Here is a 19,510-nt window from a genome sequence, read left to right on the forward strand (position 1 = left end):
ATGCCAAAAATAAAACATAAAAAAAGGATTATTAACGAAAAAAAGCCGGATTCGACAACTTTTTTAAGGAATTCTGTCAAAAAAACCGACACTGTCAGCTTTTTTGACAGGATAAATAGAAGGTTAAGAGAAGAAATAACGTGAAATAGTCAGAATATTTTACAATATGCGGACAGAAAGAACTAATTATTCGAAAATTCTGCATTTTTCGTAACGATTAAATGTTTTTTTATTTTTCCATGGAGGGATTGACGCGTAATATTTAAGTATTCAGCCGTTTTTGTGATATTATAATCATTTTTTTCAAGCGCCTGCCGGATCAAATTTTTTTCATAAGCGTTAATATTTTTGGTTAAATCGCTCTCAGATAAAGATGAAACAGAAATAAGGGAATCTCCTTTTACAGGATGAGACAGGATGTTTTCAAAAGAATGATTTTGTAAATGTTTAGGTTCTATGAGCCGATCGTTTTCTTTGGCCGAATAAATACTTTGCAAAATAACGTGTTTAAGCTCCCGCACATTTCCCTGCCATGCGTAATTTTCAAATAATTTCGACGTTTTTTGAGAGAGTCCCGATATTTTCTTGCCTGACGGCGGCGCAAGTGTTTTTATAAAATAATTAGATAAAAAGAGAATATCCTCTTTGCGCTCTCTTAGCGGGGGAATCGATAAGGAAAAAACAGCAATGCGGTAATAAAGATCAAGACGGATCTTCTTGTCAGAGATCGCCTTCTGTGGAGACTGGTTCATGGCGCAGATAAAGCGGATATCACAGCTCTGTTCCTGGTTACTCCCGACTTTTCGGTATCGCTTAGTTTCCAGGACACGAAGCAGTTTTGCCTGAAGGCCAATGTCCATAGAATTTATTTCATCAAGAAACAGCGTGCTGCCATTGGCCTCCTCCAGCAGTCCCTTTTGGTTGAGCGCGCCTGTAAAGGCGCCCTTGCAAGTGCCAAACAGAGTGCTTTCCATAAGATTTTCGGGCAGAGCGCTGCAGTTAAGGGCGATAAAACGATGGTCATTCCGCTTGCTGGCATTGTGAATGCTTTGAGCAAAAAGCTCCTTGCCAGTTCCGGTTTCCCCCACGATTAAAACAGATTCATCACTATTGGCAATGCGTTTTGCCTGTTCGATAACATCTAAAAAATTGGGGCTGGCGCCGATAAGATGGTCAAACGTATATTGCGTATCATTGTTCAAATTTGGGTTTTGTAAGTTTAGTTCAGCATTGAGGCGGTTGACCAGGCTAATAAGGTTTAAGTAATCAGAAATATCCCTGAAAACGCAGATAACCGATTTAATATGATCATTGTTATCATAAAGTAGATAAGTATCACAGAGAACATTGATGATTCGATCACTATTCTTTGTAGTGTAAGAAACAAAAACATCCTTCTGCGGCGTTTCCGTTTCAAAAGTATCGACAATAACAGAACGACTTGAATTGCTCTTTAATTCCGGCCTTTGGTTATAAAGCGAATTCATATCTTTCCCAAGAACATCTTTCCTTTTATAACCTTCAATTAACTCACAACCCTTTGAATAGCAGATAACCTTGCGATGGATATCGACTATTTGAATGCCCATAGTAGTAACTTCTTCTAGTTCGCGGTAAAGCAAAGAATTATTTTTAGACATAATCGAGTTCCTCCAGCGATTTTGGAAACAGCATATTGAATGAAAATCCTTTGATATATTATATCAAAGCGACAGAAACAGGGCAATACGACAAAAATATAGGGATAGTGGATAGAGGGCGCGCGCCGGAATGAGGCGTGAGAGATACTATATATAGAAAATAAATATGAAAAAATTAATAAAAGCATAAGATATAGCGGTATACGCCAAAACAGCGTATACCGCTTTTTTTATTGATGACCAGAGTTAAATAAGAAACAATAAGAACACTTAATTCAATGATAAAGAACGATTAAACAGTTTGGCCGCGTTAGGGTGCGGTAAATAAATTAAAGGATTAGTTTTGGATTGTATTCAGGAATAAAAAAAGAGCATGTATTAAGAACGGCAACTTTTTGCTCATTCAGAATGGTCGATAATTGAGCAGCCAGTATTTCCATTTGAGAAGGAAGGCTGTTCGAGTGTTCAGTGCAGCGGATAAGCTGCCATGCTTTATCCAAGTTTTGTGTAATCACTGTGTTACATTCAGCCTTGTCAGTAGCGAATTTTCGATAATCATGATTTCGATTTTCCCGATTTACACGCGCTTTATATTTTCCGGCCAGTAATTCATCGAGTGTTGCAAAATAAAAATTATAATCAGGATCCGGAATATCAGCCATATGATAGAAAGATTCGATCATGGGGTAATTGATGTACAACTTTCCCATATCAGATGATTCCACAAAGTATTTGGCCATCTGCTCTATTTTTTCTGGAGAAAACAAAGCATCTTGAGGATCGAGGTCGAAAATTAAAAGAATATCTGAATAAGCAATATTGAACAAGCTTCTTATAGATGGATTGCTTTCCCGTGATTTCAGCAGCTGGAGCAAATCCATTTCTTCAGGATCGTTGTTTTCAAACATTTCGTGATAGAGCGTGTAAATATTTGTACAATAAGATACAATCTCATAGTGAATATCCATTTGATAAATCGATATTAAATGTTTCATTAGTACAACATCCGTTTTAGCACCCTCAACCAATAGAAGAATCTTTTGCTTATCCTCACCCATTGAACTCACCGCTCATATACAGTTTTTCGAGATTATGGCCTTCACGCAGTTCGCGGTTAGTGGCGTTGGCAAATGAAGTGAGTTTTTCGCCAGTTAAAATAAAATAACAATCTGGACGCATGATACGGTTCGAGAGCAGGTTCGTATTATGAGAAGTAAAGATTGCCTGAAAACCAGGCATGTGCTCCAGAAGCTCAACGATTGTTTCAGCTAGCTCATAGTGGTAAAACGCATCGAATTCATCAATAAACATCAAAGAAACATCAGACGCAGTCTTGTACCAGTAAAAAAAGGTGTACAGCGCCTTTGTACCGCTGGACGCCACCTTGAAAAATGGCAAGGGTCTTTTGGCGTCAAAATACAAACGGTTTATGCCGTCAGCATCCCTTATGGTAATCAGACTTTCCGGAATCCCAGCCTTATGTAAAAAAGACTCAAACTCATCGAGCATATTTTCTTCAAAGATAAAATCATAGTAATCCTTGCTGTTTGCCTTGTAGCCAATATAACGGTTTTCATCCAAACTGCGAAACCACAGCATATGAGACACAAAGCGCTGCATCTGGTAAAGGGGGTGGTCATCTGAAAGCGCAGAGTTCGCAATCGCGTATTTCAGGATCGAGTCATCTCCCCGAAAAGAAAGATTCAGCGTTGTAGTCAATGCTTCAAGGCCAGATAAATCCCCGGCATTGCGGATATAATCGTAAGAAAAAAGAAGGTCTCCATTAATGGAAACAGTTTCGCAGACAAGTGACTGCTTGTCATTTTTACGATACCAATAGTCGACCTCATCATGATTAAAAACAAACACATAATGAAATTCTGCATAATCGTTAGTGTTATCGACATTCAGATAATAATCATATAATCCGGGCGTCACATTATTTGTGGTTAAATGAGAAACAATGTCAAAAAATGCAAGGCCAAGATTCGATTTTCCGACAGAATTTTTCCCATAAACAATGATTTTGCCGAGCAGGCCATCCGTAATACAGGAATGATTAAATTTGTAGTCACGTACGTCAGAAAAATCAATCCCTATTTTATTTTTAAAATTCTTAAAACCTGTAACTTCAAACAATTTTAGCATCGCGCCACCTTCTTTCACAATCATTATACCCATGATAAAAAATCAAGTCAACATCTCCCGTAAAAAAATTACGGAAACAATCATTGTTGTTTGATAATAACGCTTCATTTTCAAGGTAAAAACTTGTGCAAAAAAGAAAAAACTCGTGAAATAGTACCATTTCACGAGTGCAATATATTCCAAATTTTGATAAAAAAACTATTAAAATAACTAGATGGGGATATTATATCATCTTTGAAAAATAAATGCACGCACTTTTTTACGCGCAAAATAAAAAAAATACCATATAAATCCATTTCTTACCCTTTATTTTAGATATAATTGACCATAGTATGGTCAAAAAGATGGTCGTACAAGGGAGGAAAACAGTATGAAGAGCTACCGTAAAAATGTAAGAAAAAGAGCGGACGGGCGTTATGAAGCGCGGTGTATTGTGGGCTATAAAAATATTTATGGTAAGGCGGTCTATCGGTATTTGTATGCGAAAACTTATCAAAAGGTAGTTGAAAAATTAGAATGTTGCGAAAAAGAAAATTTTGAAGAAGTTGAACTGCAAAGGGTCTTAAGAAAAAACAGAAAGCGTAAAAATTCCGGCGGTGTCATCACTGAAAAATTCAAAGAAAAGGAAATTATAAACGTTGAGGAGCATTCTTTGTTTTTGCGGGAATGGCTGGTAGAGTGGCTCGAAGTTGGCAAGAAACCAGAAATTAAAAAATCCTCTTATGCACAATATGACAGTGTTATAAAGAACCATCTGATTCCCGCAATGGGGGATTACAGGCTGCACGAATTGACGAATGAAGTCATTCAGGATTATGTCAAAACCAAATTAAATCAACACCGAATGACACTGTCGAGCGCAACGGTCAGGCGCCATATCTCGATATTATCCTCTGCACTCAAACAGGCTGTGAAATCAGGGATGATCACAGCCAATCCCTGTAAGGAGGTAAGTATTCCCGCGACAAGAAAAAGAAAAACGGATGTTTTTAACAAGGATGAATATCTGAAGCTTGAGAAAGCTCTGTTCTATGATCAGGATAAGGTAAAGGCGACGGCTGTTCTGCTGACGTTAAAAACAGGAATACGGCTTGGAGAACTGGCCGCGCTTCGGTGGTGCGATCTTGATTTTGAGGAAAAAACACTGATGGTGCGCGACGCGGTGCATCGCGTTAACGCCTCTGGAGAGAACGGCAGGAAAACAGAAATGGTTTTTGAAGGGACAAAATCCTATTGCTCTGAGAGGACCATACCGATGAATCAAGAGATTTATTCTTTGCTGAAGGACTATGAGAGCAACCTTTCTGTGAAGGGAGAGTTTGTTTTTTCGAGTAAAAAAGGATCTTTTATTGATCCAAGAGTTTATCAAGCTTATTTTGCAGGTATCTTAAAAAATGCGGGCATCAAAAAAAGAAATTTTCATATTTTAAGACACACCTTTGCCACAAGGGCCGCCAGTAAAAACATGCAGCTGTCTGTGCTGAGCAGACTGCTGGGGCACTCCAATATTGCGATTACACTAAAACGCTATATCCATCCTCTGACAGAACAAGACCGTATCGAAATGAATAAAATATCAGAAAATCCAATAGATAAAGAAAAATAAAAGTGGTCAAAAAAATGGTCGGAATCTATCAGAATGGTTTAGATAAGGGACTTAGCGCTTGAAACTCGTGAAATGGTACTATTTCACGAGTAAGTTCACGACTTCTTAGCTTACGCAGCATAACACTTTTATTCTGGTATTCAGAGATGGCAACTCTAGAATATATTTATAACTTTTTGTAATCGCGGAGGAACGCCTATTCCTCCGCCCATTTCTTAGCCCAAATCGTACATAGTGTACGATATTAAAATTAAATTTACGTTAAGATAAAGAAAGAGGTGAAGCCTGCAACAAAAATGTGTGAAAGTATATGGGATTAAGGATTCAAACAGGAGGTAAAGAAAGTGAGAAAGTCTAAATTAAAACGGACCATGTCAATGCTGCTCACAGTATTGATGGTATTCATGTCCATGAATTTCTCAGTGTTTGCGGAAGAACTAACCGCTCCGGCCGGCGAGACGACAAATGTCGTCGAAGCCCCGGCAGAACAGTCCGCAGACGAACCAGAACCGGCCGTCGTGGCGCCGACACCGGTGGATGAGGAAACAGGGACGACAGAAGAAAATGCGACAGACAATTCGTTAAGGCAGGAGTGGCCGGCGTTATTGCAGGCGCCAGTACCGAATGGAACAGGGATTGCAAAAATTGATGATCAGGAATATACGGATCAAGCAACATTTCTGACAGTTTTTAACGCAATGACGGGATCGCATACGGTTCAGCTGCTGGAGGATATTGATCTGGGCAACATTGCGACAAATAATGCCGCAGGCCACGCCACAGCCAATGATATTTTTACAGTGCAAAAAGATGCCGACATTACCCTTGACTTAAATGGGCATAAGATCACCGGTGCGCTGAAAAGCAATGGCTCCAATTATGGGCAGGAATACATTATTGGTAATTTCGGAACCCTGACCATTCAGGACGCCAGCTCGGCTAAAACCGGCGTTATCGAAAATACAACCAATACCCAGGAATGCCTCGCAACATTAAGAAACCAGTATGATGCCAATTTGACTATTGAAGGCGGTACTATTAAAGCGACGATTGGAAATGCCATCAGTAATTATGGGAAAGCGATTGTTTATAGTGGCACGATTCAAACAACTGCTGAGAAGGCCGGTGGTTGGGAAAATGGTTCTGCTGCAATACATAATCGTGGGAGTCTGACAATTGCCAAAAAAGATAGCTTACCAGAACCTATTGTGTCAACAAGTAATGGTATTCCAGTATGGGTGAGCAGTACCTCAGATGGAAGAAGTATAGGTAACGCAAAAATTTCGGCGGGCACATATACAACGAAAACAAGTGATGTTGACGTAAAAATTGAGAGCGGTGCAGCTGACGCATCCATTGTTATAGAGGGTGGAATCTGGGATAAAGATCCATCTGCTTATGTTGGTGCACCTTATGTGGTAGAAAAAAAGGATAGTAAGTATAGCGTTCGTTATGGTTATGACGGAGAAAAAAATGTATCGAGCTATAGTGAACTGGAAAATGCTTTAAAATCAGTGGGCAGTAACTGGGTTGATATTAAATTGAGTGAAAATATTACAGTTACTGGCGATATAACTATTCCTGAAAAAGCAAAGGTAATAATCCCAGAAGGTAAAAAACTAATTCTTTCTAAGGATAGAAAACTTGAACTTAAGGGAAAACTTGAAAACAATGGTATATTAGACATTAGCCAGATTGGTAATGGATGGGTCAACGATATCAGCCATTTATTTGGCAGTGGTACGATTGAAGGTTTACCAGTAAGCGAAGCAGGTGTCTATAAAATTTCAACTATAAATCAGTTTCAGTTTATGCATTATGTTTTAATGAATGGTAAGGGGAGTTTTACAGGTACAATTGAACTGCAAAAGGATATCGACGCAGCAAATTACAATTTTGTTGCCTTAGGTGATTATACTAACAACTTTGCAGGAAACTTTAATGGAAACAATAAAGTACTTAAAAACCTGACTATCAATAGCGTAAGCGGAAATGGTTCTATTTTTAACGGAGTGGAAAACGCCAGCTTTTTAAATTTAAACATCGAGAACTGCAATATCCAGACAACGAATGGGATGCTTGGTCTTTTGGCGGCAGCGACAGAAGGAAATATTATCGTTAAGGACGTGATAATTTCAGGTAGTATGAGAAATGCGACATCATATTATTCTGGAGGTCTTATTGGTACACTGGGCAATGGTACGTATACCTTTGAAAACTGTAATCTTAGATTATCGATCAATGGTTTTCAAAATGTTGGTACTTTTTGGGGATCTGCTCAAAATAGAACAGCCACGGTTAATATTATTAACTGCAGTAATAGTGGAGATATATCATCTACAGGCTCTTACGGGACAATCGGTGGATTTGGATATGGGCCTGTAACCGTAAATGTTTTTGGTTATAACTATACAGGAGTAATCACAGTAAAGGGTCAAAAAATAGATACCCCGAAATTATGCACCAAAAGTGAGAGTGATCAGTTTATCATTGCAGCAGCAAGAGAAAAAACGGAAGATAAACAATATAAATATTACGAGACCATCGAAGAAGCTGTTGCAAATGCAGCCGACAATGCTGTCATTGAAATTGCGCCGGGTACCTACAATCTGTCCTCAACGCTGCGCGTTAACAAACCGTTGACCTTAAAAGGTTTGGGGGACGTCATCATCACCCGCGGCGATGCGTGGACCCCTGAAGATGAGCAGGCGACGGACAGCGAGACAGGATCGCTGATTTTAATCGAAAAAACAAACGACGTGACCTTAGAAAACTTAACCGTTCAGGGTGCAAGAAAAATAACAGGAAGTGTCACTGCCAACGGACACGGCATCAACATCGTCCAGTCCACCGGTGTGGCTTTAAACAACGTCACCTCCAAAGACAACGCTGCGGCAGGCATCGTGGTCAACGGCTCTACCGTAACCGCAGGCGGCCTGTACACCAGCGGCAATGGCTGGTACGGCGTGAACGTGGACCAGGGAAGCGGTATCACCAATGATACAAGCTTCACACTGGATACTGCACAGCCGTACAAGCTGAGTGAAAGGCTGCAGATTGTTTCAGACAAATTCGCAACCAGTGAAAACATCTATGTTAATGCCGATGGCTTTGCCCAGCGAAGCTACATGGATGGTGAACATGAGGTTGTATACTGGGTCGATGAAGCAAGCCTGATTAAGAATACAACAAAAAATATAACCTATACAACCATTAAGGAAGCCATCGACGGCGCGACCAGAGGAAACACCATTGAAATCCCTGCCGGCACCTACAGCGATACCTTAGACATTAACAAGAGTGGCTTAACCCTGAAAAAGGCAGCAGGCGATGGCGACTGCGTGCTGGATGGCGCGATCACCATCAGCAGTAAAAATGTTAACATTCAAGACATTAAGGCAGGCGATAACGCCAAGGTTGCAGTCAAAAAAGATGCAAGCCTGATCTTAAAGAACGCCACAGGCTTCGACACCGATAAAAAAATCACCGTCGAAAAGCTCTTTGGGGAAGCGTATGACACAGGCATGGTCAAGCTGGACGGCACCGACGTTGCAAAAGACAAGCTGGACTTCACCTATCTGGGCGAAGAAATCAAATCAGATATCAACCTTTTCAAAGCAAACGAAGTATCTTATACAGTTAAAACGCCAGCCCAGTTCTATTGGCTGTCACAGCAGATTAACGAAGGGAAAATCAATACTTCAAATGTGACCATCAAATTGGGGAACGATTTAGATTTCCACAATGACGAGTGGATGCCTGTAGGTGTAGCCAACCATGATTATATCGGTAAGTTTGATGGACAAAGTCATAAAATTTCTAATTTATTGGTTAATATGCCTGGAAAAAAATATATCGGATTATTTGGAAAGGCATGGGGCGCTAAAGAATTAGGAAATGTTGATTTCGAAAATGTGAATATTATTGGAGGGCAATACGCTGGAACACTGGCTGGTCAATTAGGATCAGCAACAGTAAAAAATGTTAATGTTAATAATTTTGTATTCAAAACAGGGAAATTCACAGGCGGTATTGTAGGCTCCGGGTACTCGAATATCTCAAACTGTAAAGTTCAAAGTGGATCGATTGCTACAGAAGATCAAAATGTCGGTGGTATTCTGGGATTTTTAGGAGAAGGGAATTTTACAATCCAAAATTGTCATAGCGATCAAATAACTATTTCAGAGCCTTCTTGGGATGCAGGAGGTTTAATTGGCGCAACGGTTTATGGCAATGTAAAAGTCTATAATTGTAGTGTTAAAAACAGCACGGTTACCATTACAGCTTCAGGATGGTTTGAGAGCTATGATTCATATCGCGGGGAACTCATTGGGGAAATGCGCGGAAGCAAAACATATGAGGCTAACCTGTATCTCTACAACTGCAATTCCGTAGATACCACAGCCATTAATAAAAATGTACCTGGAGATCAGAGTCAGCTTGTCGGTGGTAATCAAGATTATATCAAGACACTTACCGTTTACAATGTGAATAACCAGACACCATACGCGACGATCAGCGAAGCAGTTGAAAAAGCCACAGCCGGCGATACCATCACCATCGGTGCAGGCACCTATGACGAAACCGTAACGCTGGACAAGGCCGTGAATCTGGTTGGGCCGTACGCAAAAACTGATATTAAAGCAGCAGATGTGACCGCAGAAAACAGGCCAGAAGCAACAGAAGCCGTGATCACCGGCGGTATCAACATTACGCGTACAACGAAGGATGCTAACGGCATCAGTATTAAAGGCCTGAAATTTACAAAAAGCGGAATCTATTCAGTTGGTTGGGGGAATGACCCTAATTTAGATAGTATCACGATTGAAAACAATGTGTTTGAAAATATTGCGAACGAGTTAAACAATAAAGAAAAAAGTGTATCAGCTATTCACTTTAATTTAGCAGATAGCCAGCCAGTTCAAAATTGCACCATCAAAAACAATCGTATTTCCGGTGTTGCCAATGGAGACTCCAGCGGGATTAATGTTTTCGTCGTCAGTGGTGAAACAGAAATTACTGGCAACTATATCGAAAATACCAATCATAGCGCACTGCAGATCCCAGGGACAGCCAAAGGAAATGTCACGATTACAGGTAACACCTTTAAAAACTGGGATCAGGATATAGCGAACGGCGGACGCGCCATGCGCTTTGGAGACTTCTCCGGTGTTGAATCGTTGACTGTAACAGGCAACAAGATGGTACGCGATTCCAGTTTAGCAGCTGGTAAACACAAAGAACAGATGGTAGCTTTTACAAAGGTTCCAGATGCTTCCAAAACCCTTGACCTTTCGCTCAACTACTGGAACGGCAAGCTGCCCGTGACCACCTATGGAACGGCAGCAGAGGATACCGTTATCTGGGCAGAAGAAGGCACAGCGAAAATCAACGCCGTACCATACTATACCGATGAAGCCATGACAACCATACGCGTCCCGGCAACCGTCTACGACACTGACGGCACGACCGTAAAAGGCCAGTACCTGACCATTCAGGAAGCCGTTAATGCGGCCGGAGCTGGCGAAACTGTTCAGCTGGCTGATGGCGTGTATACCGAAACAGTAACGCTTAAAGATCAAGTTACATTAAAAGGTGCGGATTCCGGTAATACCGTGATTCAATGTACCATTGAACCTAAAACATCACCAAACGGAAATGGGGAGAATGCAGCAGTATTGTTGATTCAAAATGATATTACAGCTAAAGTAGAAAATGTAGCATTTGACATCACTAAGACCGGACAATCTCCAATTAGCTTTAATACCACAGGAAGCTTGACAATTGAAGGCTGTCGCTTTACGGGGAGAGAAAGTGCTGAATATGGTACAAATGCTATCTATGGCGGCGGTAATAAAGATGCGACAGTTATCTTTAAGAATAATACATTTGAAGTTCCTTATCGAATGGCGATCACCTCGATTGGCAAAAACAGTGAGGTTACTGGTAATACTTTCAATATCGGAACAGATAAAGTTGGTGAAAATCAACGAACCAGTGTCCTAACGGTTGTCGCACAAGAAGGTACTGTTAATATCAGCAATAACATCTTTGCTGGAGCAAACCGTGCCATTGGCGTAGATCACTCGAGCTTAAGCGCAGATAAACTGACCATCAAAAACAACCAGTTTATCGACGTCCGCTACGGCTTCGAACTGGGATCTGAAAAAAATAAAACTTGCGGTACCTATGATTTAAGCAAAAACTATTACGCCCAAACGGATGCAGAAGGCACAGAAACCGTCAGCGCAATGCTGGTTGAAGATGCCGATAAATCAGGAAGTCATTTTGACGATTCGTCGCTTTATACAGGTAATCAGGTTAAAGTATATCCGTATTATATTGATAGAGAGATGACAAAAATCTATGCTCCGGTAGAAGTACAGCATAAAGGAACAGCTACAGCAAGCGAATACTTCGGCACCATTGCAGACGCCTATGCGGCAGAGACGACCCTTGAAGGTGATACCATCATCGTCAGTCAAAATGCAGACGGTACCCCGGTAACAATCACGGAAGATATTGATATGGGATTAAAAAATGTAAATCTGGAGCTTGTAGGTGACACAACCTTTAACGGAAGTTTTGCAGGCTCAACCCGTGCAAATTTGGTAGTACAAAACGGTTCTGCCATTACCTTTACAAAGGCAGAAAAAGAAGCGATTCAGTATTATACCACCGTTGACGTCAAGAACTTTGACGCGACCAACCCGACAACCATTGTGGCTCCGGCAGCCAGTACCTCACAGAACTCCTTCATCGCCAAAGGCGGCTTGATGGCGTTCAGTACAGATGGCACAACTAACACATGGATTTATGGCAGCCCAAGCGACCGTTTTAACGGCGGCGACGGCACAGCCGAAAAACCATGGCAGATTAATACACCAGAACAGCTGAAACTATTACAGACACCAGCGTTTGAAACAAAAGGTAAATACTTCAAGCTAACCAACGACATCACCGTCGACAACTGGACAGCCTTAGCTAGCTTTGCAGGTAACTTCGACGGCAATGGCTACACCATCACCGGCAATAACGTTAATTTTATTAAAGAATTAGCCGAAGGTGCAAAAGTCGGAAAACTCCGCTTCGAAGGCTTTAGCAATCTGGTAAACACCAATAACGGCACAGTTGAAAACTGCTGGACCGTTGGCGAAAAGACAACCGCCATTGTCAATACTATGGGCAACGCAGGCAAGCTCACCGACAGCTTTACCGCTGGAACGGTGGCTGTACAAACCAATGAAGCACAAGGCACAGTATTACGTGTTTACCGCTGTGGCGAAGCAGGCGGCATCGGTAAAGCCATGACCAAAGCCGATATGCAGAAAGCACGCTTTGCCAATAGCTTAAACGGTGAAAAAGAAGGAATCTGGGATTACAACGCAGATATTGAAGCGCCATCGGCTTATCCGTTTGTGATGAAGGATGGCAAGACAACAACCATCCAGAAATTAGGTGAAGTTAATGTTAATTGTGATGCAAGTATTGGAAAAGTATCAATCGTACAACCAGACGATGGAATCTACGCAAAAGATACAATAACCTTAAAAGCTGAAATCACAAATTCAGATTATGATTTCTTGTCTTGGACAAATGCAAGCGGCGAAATTATTGGAACAAATAGGACCTGTGATTATACGGTGCGCACAAAAGATGATGTTGGGACAATAACAGCAAACTTTACGCGTAAACCAACAATTACAGTAAGTGCATTGAATTTCAATGCAAGTGCAGGCAGTATTAGCGTAAATGGCACCGAAAATTCAAATGCTGTGAATGCTGAGATCAATGTTGGTACTATGGCAATATTAAAGGCAACACCAAAAGCTGGCTATAAATTTGTTAAATGGACGACTCTCCAGGACATGAACACTGCGGTTTCAGTGGAAGATACGTTCACGATTTATACCGGAACCAGCAATTTACAGTATCTTGCCCATTTTGAAGAAATTCAGGCTGATAAAGTAACTGTAAGTTTTAAAAATTCTGTAACCGGCACGATCATTGGACAGCCCCAGACCATTGATAAAAATGGTGAAGTGACTGTACCAGAAGCACCAGTTTATTTGGATAGAGAATTTGACGGTTGGTATGACGGTAATGTAAAAGCAAGCATTGTTGATGGCAAGATTCAAAATATAAAGAAAGACACAACCTATGAAGCCCGTTATACACAGAAAAAAATACAGTATACTGTAACAGTTATCAATGGAAATATCGATGGTGAAACAGAAACAAGCGTGAAAAAAGATGCTAACAGCCGCGTAACTGTTATTGCAAATACGCCGGAACAAGGCAAACAATTTGCAGGATGGAAATACACAAATGGTGATTCCATTATCAGTTACGACGCAACCTATACTTTTACGTTAAAAGCAGATACATCAATCGAAGCGACATATTCAGAACTTCCGGTAGAAAAACAGCCGACTGTTTCTATTGATCCGAATCCTGTTCAAATTGATCAGAGTGAAGGCCTGTATAAGCTACGCTTTATTGTAAGGTCAGAAGTTCCAGATGATGGTGGTTATACGCCGATTAAATGTGGGATTGTGGCAAAAAAAGCAGATGTAACAAACCCAGAAGAATTAGCCTTAGGTGCAGCTGATGTAATCACAGGTGGAAAAACAAATATCGGAAATCAATATACCTACACAGTAAACTTGGGAAATTTGGCGGTTAGTACGACTGTTTCCGCGAGAGGATACCTGACTTATATGAAAAATGGTGAAACATATACTATCTACACCGACATGGTCAAGGGAACTGTAGTAGCGAATTAAAACATGAACGCCATGGCAGAGGGCTTCATACTCTGCTATAAAAAACTTAAGTGGAGGTGAAAAATTTGAAAGACTATCTAAAACCGGGATTCGATATTCAGGAATTTGAAGTAGAAGATATTATGTTGGATAGCAGTGGTGAGGAAGATTTAACAACCTAGTGAATACTATATGGATTCTTCACTGAGCAACAAGTAAATTTGAATAGGAAACTTTATCGTAGAATAGAGTTTCCTATGTCAATATTTAAGGTAAGTAAAATAATGAATAGATACATAATAGCTGAACTTAATATCAAAATGGCAATTTTTGGAAAAATACTGAAAGATCAGTCCAGAGCATATCAATCATTGATTAGTCCAGAGAAATATAAGTTTGAATTTAGAAGTGATCAAGATAACATACGGATCGAAGGAAATATTATTCAAAAAACTAAAGAAAAAATTATCTCAGAAACCATTGATAAATGGATATTTTATCGCAAAGAGGACAGTATCCTGAAAACAGAAAAAATCTATTTTAAAAACAATAATAATGCTGAATTCTATTACCAGGAACCTTTAAAAAAATATCCACTTCCCAGTCTCGACAACTACGAATACATCGAAACCGGCTTTGCCTTCTCAAGAGCACTGCTCGATTACAACGGCTTTTGTCTCCACTCCTCAGCGGTAGCGTTGGATAATAAAGCCGTTTTATTTTCTGCGCCCTGCGGTACTGGAAAATCAACCCATACCGGATTGTGGCGAAAGTACTTTGGGGAAGATAAAGCCATCATCATCAATGACGATAAGCCGGCTATCCGCTTGATGGGCGATACCTTTTATGTGTATGGTACGCCGTGGAGTGGTAAATCGGACTTAAACACCAATGTTAAAGTGCCGTTGCAGGCCATTGTGTTTTTGGAGCAGGCACCAGAAAACCGTATCGAACGGTTGAATAATAAAGAGGCCGTCAGATGGCTATATTATCAGAGCTTGCGACCGACAGGCCCTCGAAGTGAAGAAAAAACAAGTAACTTACTTAATCTTTTGGATAAAATAGTATGCCAGATACCCATCTATAAAATGGGATGTACCATCAGCGAGGAAGCCGTAGAGCTCTCATATAATACAACAATACTTGGCAAATAGGATAGGAGAATCTTTTATGAAAATAAAAAATGGATATATATTGCGAGAAGTTGCCGGAGAGGCTGTTGTCGTACCTTCGGGTGAAGTTTCCCTCAATTTTCAGGGCATCATCTCCCTCAACGAAACCGGCGCTCTTTTGTGGAAACAGCTGGAACAAGGTTGTGAGCAGAAAGATTTGGTTCAAGCGCTTTTAGAGGAGTATGAGGTTGACGCCGAAACAGCCGAAAAGGATGTGGAAGAGTTTCTCAAGCTGGCAGGCGATGCTGGCCTGATTGATGGCTGATATAGGCAGTCGTCGGGTTGATCTGGAACAGATGCACCCCCTCATCACCGAAAAACTAACTGCTGGGGGCGAAGTCATCTTCACCTCCGCCGGTACCAGCATGCTGCCCACACTGCGTGACCGCAGGGATCAGGTCTGCATTGTGGCGCCGCCCGCGCGGCTGAAAAAGCATGACCTGCCCTTTTACCAGAGAGACAGCGGCCAATATGTGCTGCACCGGATTGTAAAAGTAAATTCAGACGGCACCTATACTCTGAGGGGAGATCATCAGTTTGTGAACGAGCGCGGCATCCGCCCCGACCAGATCATCGGCATCGTCAAAGGCTTCTGGCGCGGCGGCCGCTACATCTCCTGCGATAGCCCGCTGTACCGTCTGTACTGCCGGGTCTGGTGGCTTTTGTACCCGGCGCGGTACGTGGTGCTGCGGGGGCGCGGGGCGGTTTCCCGGCTGCTGCGCGCCTTTCATTAACAGCCCCGGCCCTGTGCGCCCACACCGTCCCGATCCTGATGATTCCGTTCTTTCAGGGATGGCGAGGGTGTACAGGATTGGGGCTTAAATGGGTTCGTCAAGGTCGTTCGTGGGATGTGAAAGGGAAGGATTGAGGCAAATAAATGGAGAATGTCGGAACGCTTTCGCCGGGCTCAAGCGACGATTCCTTTCAATACGCGTCTGCGTTTTGTTCTTCTAATTCTCCATTCTCAATTTTCCATTTGCAATTAAATTTACGAAAGGGTTTACCATGTCAACAAAAGGAGCACCGGCGCAGCCCAGGCGTACCTACACCGATAAAGAAGTTTTTTCCTGGCTCTACCAGAATGCCAGAGGGCAGATTCTGGCCTGTGTGCTGCTGGTTTTTGCCAATATTGGGCTGGCCTGCATGGGGGTGGCCTTCGCGCTGGCGTCTAAGAGCGTCATCGACGGGGCCACGGCAGGGGGCATGGAGGCGCTTGTCTGGCGCAGCGCGGTTTTTTTAGGCATTATCGCGCTTCAGGCGCTTCTGCAGGCCACCTGCCGCCATGCCCAGGCCAGCATACAGGGCCGGCTGGAAATGGGCTTTAAATCCCGTTTTCTGTCGGCTGTTTTAAAAAAAGATTACCAGGCCGTCATGGCCTACCACAGCGGCGACCTGCTCAACCGCCTCACCAGCGACGTGCAGGCAATCGCCACTGGCGTCACCTCGCTGCTGCCCACCTTTTCCGGGCTTGTCACCAAGATCGTTTCGGCCTTCTGGGTGCTCTGCGTGCTGGACTGGCGATTCTCGCTCATCTTTGCCCTGGCCGGGGCGGCCATGTTTGTGGTCGCCCGCTTTTTCAGAAAGCGGCTCAAGGCTCTGCACAAGCGGGTTCAGGAGACGGACGGGCGGGTGCGCGCCTTTTTGCAGGAGCTGCTCGCAAGCTTTCTGGTCATCCGCACCTTTCAGGTGGAGGGGGCCATGGAGGACAAGGGCAGGCGGCTTCAGCAGGACAATTACAGAGAGAAAATCCGCAAGAACACCATCAGCGTGGCGGCCAACACGGGCATCAGCTTTATTTTTAACCTGGGCTACCTGTACGCCCTGGTGTGGAGCTGCCGCGGGCTGATCGCGGGCACGGTGAGCTTCGGGACGCTGACGGCGGTGCTGCAGCTGGTCAATCAGGTGCAGGCGCCCTTTGTCGGCCTGTCGGGCATGCTGCCCCAATACTATGGCGTCCTGGCCTCGGCTGAGCGGATGATGGATATCGAGGCTCTTCCCGACGAGCCGGCAGTGGACGGCACGCCCCATGACGCCGGCGCGCTGTACGCCCATATGCTGGGCATTGAGCTGCGACAGGTGAGCTTTCACTATGACCGGGACCCGGTGCTTAACCAGGCGGATCTGTACCTTGAAAAGGGCAGCTTTGCGGTGATTTCGGGATTGTCGGGCATTGGCAAGAGCACCCTGCTCAAGCTGCTGCTGGGTGTTTTCACGCCGGATTCAGGGCATATCGGGCTGAGAATGGACGACGGATTCCGCATCGCGGCGGACCGGCAGACCCGGGGGCTTTTTGCCTATGTGCCCCAGGGCAATTTTCTGCTCTCGGGCACCATCCGGGAGAACATTGCCTTTATCCGGCCGGAAGCCACGGAGGAAGAGATCACGCAGGCGGCTGAGCTCAGCTGCGCCATGGATTTTATCGACGCTCTGCCAATGGGCATGGATACCCTTATTGGCGAAAAGGGGATGGGCCTGTCCGAGGGGCAGGTTCAGCGTCTGGCCATTGCCCGGGCGGTGCTGGGCGGCGCGCCGGTGCTGCTGCTGGACGAGGTGACCTCGGCCCTGGACGCCCAGACCGAAAAGCGGGTGCTTGAGAACATCCAGGGCCTCAGAAACCGCACCTGTCTCATCGTTACCCACAAGGCGGCTGCTCTTACGGTCTGCGATGTGGTGCTGCGGATTGTGGATGGAAAAATACTCATAGAAAAAAGATTGAGAGAAGCAAAATGATAAAAGACGAAAAAGATTATGTGGTGGAGCTGCTGGCAGCCGTCTTAAAGGACCAGCGGCCCGAGCCGCCAGCGCCCGGCTGCGACTGGGGCGCGGTGTACAAAACAGCCCGGCGGCATTCGGTGGCGGGGATGGCCGACTACGGGTTGGAAAGGCTTGCGGAGGAGGAGCAGCCTCCCCAGGAAGTAAGACAGGCCTTCAGACAGGCCAGGCTTACGGGCATCGCCAAGGAGGCCACCCAGCACGTTACCGTGACTGAGCTGTTGAAAACCCTTGACGGGCGGGGCATCCGCGCCCTGCCCTTGAAGGGCTTTGTGCTCAAATACGCCTATCCGCGGCCGGATATGCGGCTCATGGCCGATGTGGATATTCTGGTGGACGACGCGAACACAAGGGCGGTGGGGAAAATTCTGACAGACAGGGGCTTTTCCTGCGAGCACACGGGTGGCAATCACGACGTCTACCACCGCAGGCCCTACATGAATCTTGAGATACACCGTAATATCCTGCCGGAGCAATACGCCTTCGGGGGCTATTTTGACCATATCTTTGACCGGGCGGTTTTAAAGGAGGGAACCCAGTGTATTTATGCCATGACTCCGGAGGATTTCTACCTCTACATGGTGGCGCACCTGACCAAGCACTATGCCCAGGGCGGCACTGGTATCCGCTCCATCATGGACCTGTGGGTGTTCCGGCGCTTTTACCAGGACACAGCGGACTGGGCGGCCATCGGCGCGGGGCTTGAGGCCATGGGCCTGAAGGCCTTTGGGGATAACCTCATGCGCCTGGCCGGGGTCTGGTTTGACGGGCGGCCGGGCGATGAGCTCACCGATGAGATGGGCCGCTTTATTCTGGGCAACGGCACCTATGGCACCACGCAGAATATGGAGCTTTCCGCCTTTTCAAAGGTCTACGACGCCCAGGAGGATTTCACCTCTGTCCAGCGCCGCTATCTGTGGCGCACGCTGTTCCCGGCCATGGACCACATGCGCCAGGTCTTTCCCTGGGTGGAAGGCAGGCCTGCGCTGCTGCCAGCCGCCTGGGTGATGCGGGGCGTGCGCGCCATGGTCAAAAGGCCAAAGCGCACCCTGCACCGTGTGCGGGCAGTGCAAAACACCTCTGAGGAGGAAGTAGCCAGGGCCAGAGGCTTTTACGAGCGGTCTGGGCTACAGGAGCTTGAACATGAGAAAAAAAGTCATTTATAAAGAGGACGCGGCTGTCGAGGAGCTGATCGAGGCGCTGGAGAGCGTGCAGGCCGTCAAAAATAAATTGTATGAGCACGAGGCGCAGATAAAAGAAAGCCGGTTTTCAGACCCTGTCCGAAAATCGGCCCGCATCGAGCTTTTTATGGAAGAGACAGCTGAATAGAGGGGCCTGTGTCCCCCGACAGGATTAATTGCACTGACACCTGAAGAACAGTAGGGCTATTTTCTGCCCTGCTGTTCT

General features: G+C 44.3%; 11 protein-coding genes. 8 read left to right on the forward strand and 3 right to left on the reverse strand.

Annotated features, from left to right (window positions below; genetic code table 11):
- Window positions 1-182 precede the first annotated feature (182 nt).
- The 3 genes from CPZ25_RS17960 to CPZ25_RS17970 form a co-directional block, all read right to left on the reverse strand.
- Window positions 183-1,640, reverse strand: a complete 1,458-nt coding sequence (locus CPZ25_RS17960) for a sigma-54 interaction domain-containing protein (protein ID WP_096919007.1) — start codon at window positions 1,638-1,640, stop codon at window positions 183-185.
- A 329-nt stretch (window positions 1,641-1,969) separates the two neighbouring features.
- Window positions 1,970-2,698, reverse strand: a complete 729-nt coding sequence (locus CPZ25_RS17965) for a hypothetical protein (protein ID WP_096919006.1) — start codon at window positions 2,696-2,698, stop codon at window positions 1,970-1,972.
- Window positions 2,691-3,806, reverse strand: a complete 1,116-nt coding sequence (locus CPZ25_RS17970) for an ATP-binding protein (protein ID WP_243129319.1) — start codon at window positions 3,804-3,806, stop codon at window positions 2,691-2,693. Before CPZ25_RS17970 ends, CPZ25_RS17965 begins: the two co-directional genes overlap by 8 nt.
- A 352-nt stretch (window positions 3,807-4,158) precedes the next feature.
- Between CPZ25_RS17970 and CPZ25_RS17975 the strand changes: the two genes are divergently transcribed.
- The 8 genes from CPZ25_RS17975 (at window position 4,159) to CPZ25_RS18010 (ending at window position 19,432) form a co-directional block, all read left to right on the forward strand.
- The gene (locus CPZ25_RS17975) at window positions 4,159-5,394 is read left to right on the forward strand and encodes a tyrosine-type recombinase/integrase (protein WP_096919005.1); all 1,236 of its coding nucleotides are present in this window, start codon (window positions 4,159-4,161) and stop codon (window positions 5,392-5,394) included.
- Between the two features lie 344 nt (window positions 5,395-5,738).
- Window positions 5,739-14,180, forward strand: a complete 8,442-nt coding sequence (locus CPZ25_RS17980; RefSeq protein ID WP_096919004.1) for an InlB B-repeat-containing protein — start codon at window positions 5,739-5,741, stop codon at window positions 14,178-14,180.
- A gap of 263 nt (window positions 14,181-14,443) precedes the next feature.
- Window positions 14,444-15,313 (forward strand): hypothetical protein, encoded by an 870-nt coding sequence (locus tag CPZ25_RS17985; protein ID WP_096919003.1) that lies wholly within the window; start codon window positions 14,444-14,446, stop codon window positions 15,311-15,313.
- A gap of 16 nt (window positions 15,314-15,329) precedes the next feature.
- Entirely contained in the window at window positions 15,330-15,596 is a 267-nt protein-coding gene (locus CPZ25_RS17990) for a PqqD family protein (RefSeq protein WP_096919002.1), read from the forward strand.
- Window positions 15,589-16,065, forward strand: a complete 477-nt coding sequence (locus tag CPZ25_RS17995; RefSeq protein ID WP_096919001.1) for a S24/S26 family peptidase — start codon at window positions 15,589-15,591, stop codon at window positions 16,063-16,065. Before CPZ25_RS17990 ends, CPZ25_RS17995 begins: the two co-directional genes overlap by 8 nt.
- A gap of 271 nt (window positions 16,066-16,336) precedes the next feature.
- Window positions 16,337-18,061, forward strand: coding sequence for an ABC transporter ATP-binding protein (locus CPZ25_RS18000; RefSeq protein ID WP_096919000.1), 1,725 nt, complete (start codon window positions 16,337-16,339; stop codon window positions 18,059-18,061).
- On the forward strand, window positions 18,058-19,269 hold the full coding sequence (locus tag CPZ25_RS18005; protein WP_096918999.1) for a nucleotidyltransferase domain-containing protein: 1,212 nt from the start codon (window positions 18,058-18,060) through the stop codon (window positions 19,267-19,269). Before CPZ25_RS18000 ends, CPZ25_RS18005 begins: the two co-directional genes overlap by 4 nt.
- Entirely contained in the window at window positions 19,247-19,432 is a 186-nt protein-coding gene (locus CPZ25_RS18010; protein ID WP_096918998.1) for a hypothetical protein, read from the forward strand. Before CPZ25_RS18005 ends, CPZ25_RS18010 begins: the two co-directional genes overlap by 23 nt.
- Window positions 19,433-19,510 lie beyond the last annotated feature (78 nt).

This window comes from Eubacterium maltosivorans, from assembly GCF_002441855.2.
In the GTDB taxonomy this organism is placed as follows: domain Bacteria; phylum Bacillota; class Clostridia; order Eubacteriales; family Eubacteriaceae; genus Eubacterium; species Eubacterium maltosivorans.